The organism is Actinotalea sp. (genome assembly GCF_035443605.1).
Classification (GTDB): domain Bacteria; phylum Actinomycetota; class Actinomycetes; order Actinomycetales; family Cellulomonadaceae; genus Actinotalea.
Genome location: NZ_DAORSQ010000181.1, coordinates 1 through 3,158, shown reverse-complemented (window position 1 = coordinate 3,158; position 3,158 = coordinate 1). Strand labels below are relative to the sequence as shown.

General features: G+C 74.1%; 4 protein-coding genes. All 4 read right to left on the bottom strand.

The genetic code is table 11. The annotated features are described in order from the left end of the window. Window positions 1–1,122 (bottom strand): histidine kinase dimerization/phospho-acceptor domain-containing protein (locus PKY62_RS12885; protein WP_324537586.1); only part of this gene is annotated, 1,122 nt, incomplete at its 3' end. Next, on the bottom strand, window positions 1,119–1,772 hold the full coding sequence (locus tag PKY62_RS12880) for a response regulator transcription factor (protein WP_324537584.1): 654 nt from the start codon (window positions 1,770–1,772) through the stop codon (window positions 1,119–1,121). The genes PKY62_RS12885 and PKY62_RS12880, both read right to left, overlap by 4 nt. A gap of 228 nt (window positions 1,773–2,000) precedes the next feature. Continuing rightward, window positions 2,001–2,435, bottom strand: coding sequence for a VOC family protein (locus tag PKY62_RS12875; protein ID WP_324537582.1), 435 nt, complete (start codon window positions 2,433–2,435; stop codon window positions 2,001–2,003). Between the two features lie 117 nt (window positions 2,436–2,552). Then, window positions 2,553–2,807: a hypothetical protein gene (locus tag PKY62_RS12870; RefSeq protein ID WP_324537580.1), complete on the bottom strand. Its 255-nt coding sequence runs from the start codon at window positions 2,805–2,807 to the stop codon at window positions 2,553–2,555. Between the last annotated feature and the right edge of the window lie 351 nt (window positions 2,808–3,158).

Below are 3,158 nucleotides of genomic sequence, written 5' to 3'. Positions count from 1 at the left end.
CGCGTGCCGGACGGCGTTGTCGACGAGGTTGCGCACCACCCGGGCGAGCGCCGCCGCGTCGCCGTCGGCATGCCCGTGCCCGCTCACCGCGACCGTCACCGGCCGGGCGTCCGCGGCGTGGGCGCGCGAGTCGGCGACCGCCCGGTCGACGACGGCGAGCAGGTCGACCTCCGCGCGCCGCACGGGGGCTGCGCCCATCCGGGCGAGGAGCAGCAGGTCGTCGACCAGCCCCTGCATGCGCAGCACCTCCGCGGCGAGGTCCGCGGCGAGCTCCGCCGCGGCGTCGGGGTCCCGGTACGCCTCGGGGTGGGCAGCGGCGACCTCGACGGACGTGCGCAGGGCGGCGAGCGGGGAGCGCAGCTCGTGGGCGGCGTCGGCGACGAAGGCCCGCTGGCGCGCGGCGCCCACCTCGAGCCGGTCGAGCATCTCGTTGAGGGTCAGCGCGAGGGCGCGCAGCTCGTCGTCGGCGCGCGGCACGGGCAGCGTCCCGCCGCCCCCCGTGCCCGCGACCTGGGCCGCGGCCCGCCGCAGCTGGTCCACGGGGTGCAGCGCGCGGCCCAGCGCCACCCAGATCGCCAGCGCCAGCAGCGCGGTGAGGAGCGGCACCACGACGACCAGCGCCACCCGGAGCGCCCCGAGCAGCCCCTGGACCTCGCCGAGCGGCAGGGAGGCCACGACGCTCACGGGCCGCCCGCCGTGGCTGGCCCCGAGCACGGCCACGCGGGCCGGGCTGCCGTACGTCGCGGCCTCGCTGGTCCGGAGCGTGGGGCCCGCCCCGGGTGCGTCGCGCAGGGCCGTGAGCTCCGCGAGCGGGAGCACGGGCAGCGTGCGGCTGGCGTTGGGCGACGTGGCCAGCACCAGGCCGTCCTCGTCGAGCAGCTGCACCACCTCGCCCGGCTCGGCGACCGGCAGGGCGGGCGGGACCTGGTCGGTCGCGACGAGCGCCGCGACGGTCTCGACCCGCTCGCGCAGCAGCGCGTCGAGCGCCCCGACCCGGCTGCGCGAGAGCACGGACGTCAGCGCGACGGCACCGACGACGAGCGCGAGCGCCAGCAGTCCGGAGGTGAGGAGCGTCAGCCGCAGCCGCAGCGCCCACCGCCGCCGCTCGCCGGACGCGCTCATCCCGCCATCCGGTAGCCCGCGCCGCGCACCGTCGTCACGGCGGCCCGGCCCAGCTTGCGCCGCAGGTACCCGACGTACACCTCGACGACGTTGAGGTCCTCGCCGTCGCCGTCCCAGACGTGGTCGCGCAGCTCGACCTTGCCGACCACGCGGTCGGCGTGCCGCAGGAGGTACTCCAGCAGGGCCGTCTCGCGCGCGGTGAGCGCCACCGGGTTCCCCGCCAGGGTGACCTCCCGCGTGGCGGGGTCGAGACCCACGTCGCCGGAGCGCAGCAGCGCCGGACGCTCGCGCCCCGGGCGACGGACCAGCGCGCGCAGCCGCGCGACGAGCACCACGAAGCTGAAGGGTTTGGTGAGGTAGTCGTCCGCACCGACGTCGAGGCCGTCGGCGACGTCGTGCTCGCCGTCCTTGGCGCTGAGCATGAGCACTGGCGTCCACACCTGCGCCGCGCGCAGCGCCGTGACGACGTCGTAGCCGTTGCGCCGCGGCAGCATGACGTCGAGGACGATGGCGTCGTACTCCCGGTCCGTCGCGAGCTCGACGGCCGTGTCGCCGTCGTGCGCCACGTCCACCGCGAAGCCCTCGGCCGTCAGCCCGCGGCGCAGGGCGCGCACGAGCGACCGCTCGTCGTCGACCACCAGGACCCGCACCAGGGCAGCATCCCATCCCGGCCGGCGCGGGGGGAGGTCGGGTCGACGCCCCGGCCGCTCGCCTCGACCCAGGAGAACCGTGCCAGCGAGCTGATGCTGGAGCTCCTCAGCGGTCAGCCGGACCGCCACGACCTGTATCGGTCCAGCCCCGCGACGGCTTGCCAGGATCACCCTCCCCTCCGCGACGAAGGCGCTCGCTCCTCGGCCATGCGCGCGGAGAGCGGCTGCTCAGTCGAGACAGAACTCGTTGCCCTCGATGTCCTGCATCACGAGGCACGACTCGTTGTCGTCGTCGGCGGGGAGCAGTCGCACGCGTGCCGCGCCGAGGGAGACCAGCCGGGCGCACTCGGCCTCCAGTGCGGCCACGCGCTCCTCACCCACGAGTCCGGCGCCGACCCGCACGTCGAGATGCACCCGGTGCTTGACGACCTTGCCCTCCGGAACGCGCTGGAAGTACAGCCGCGGGCCCACGCCTGAGGGATCGACGCATGCGAACGCTGACCCACGACGCTCCGCCGGCAGCGTGCCTTCGAGGTCGTCCCACGTGGCGAACCCCTCCGGTGGCGGCGGCACGACGTACCCCAGCACCTCGCACCAGAAGCGACCGACGCGCTCGGGGACCGCGCAGTCGAACGTGACCTGAACCTGCCTGACCGCCGCCATCGGTCCACCCTAGAACGCGGCCCATCCATCGCCCTCCGGGTCGCGGTCCCACGGGACACGGGTTCGCGCGTCCCGACAGTGGTCATGAGCGTGCCTCGTGAAGCGTCACGGGCGCGGTCAGCGCCCGGGCGAGGACACCAGTCGTGCGAACTGCTGGGCCGAGCCTTCGACTGACCATGGTCGGCCGAGGTCGTCGGCGAGCATGAACGGCAGGTCCTCACCAAGAACCTCGCGGATGCAGCGGCGAACCTCCGCATGCACCTCACCAGGCGCCGTGGCCTCGGTGGAGAACGGCCCCGCCGATGCCTCGACCACGGCGATCCACCTGCCCGTCTCGATCGGGAACACTTCGACGGTCAACGGCTCGTCCATGCTGCGAGTCTGGCCTTCGATTCCCCGCAACGCGGCATGTGCGGATGGAGGCGTCAACGCAGCAGCAGGCGCAAGAGGGCGTCAAGGCGAGGATCGATTCGAGTCATGCAGTTGAACGACCAGGTGGGTCCAGACCTCCTCGCCCGGGATCGAGTCATCGGCCAGCTGGAGGTAACGGGGCGGCTCAACTCGTTGTCGCCCGGCTGTAGTACTCCTCGCTTGCCACGACGCTGCCGATGACCTGCTCGACCCGCGCACCGTGCTGGATGGCGGCGACCCACCAAGCCTGGCCGACGGGGTCCAGATGTCGACGCTGCACCTGAAGCTGGCAAAGGGCTGGCTGACGCCCGG

Coding starts and splice junctions, on each gene's coding strand:
- PKY62_RS12870 (WP_324537580.1), bottom strand. CDS start 2,807: ATGGACGAGCCGTTGACCGTCGAAGTGTTCCCGATCGAGACGGGCAGG.
- PKY62_RS12875 (WP_324537582.1), bottom strand. CDS start 2,435: ATGGCGGCGGTCAGGCAGGTTCAGGTCACGTTCGACTGCGCGGTCCCC.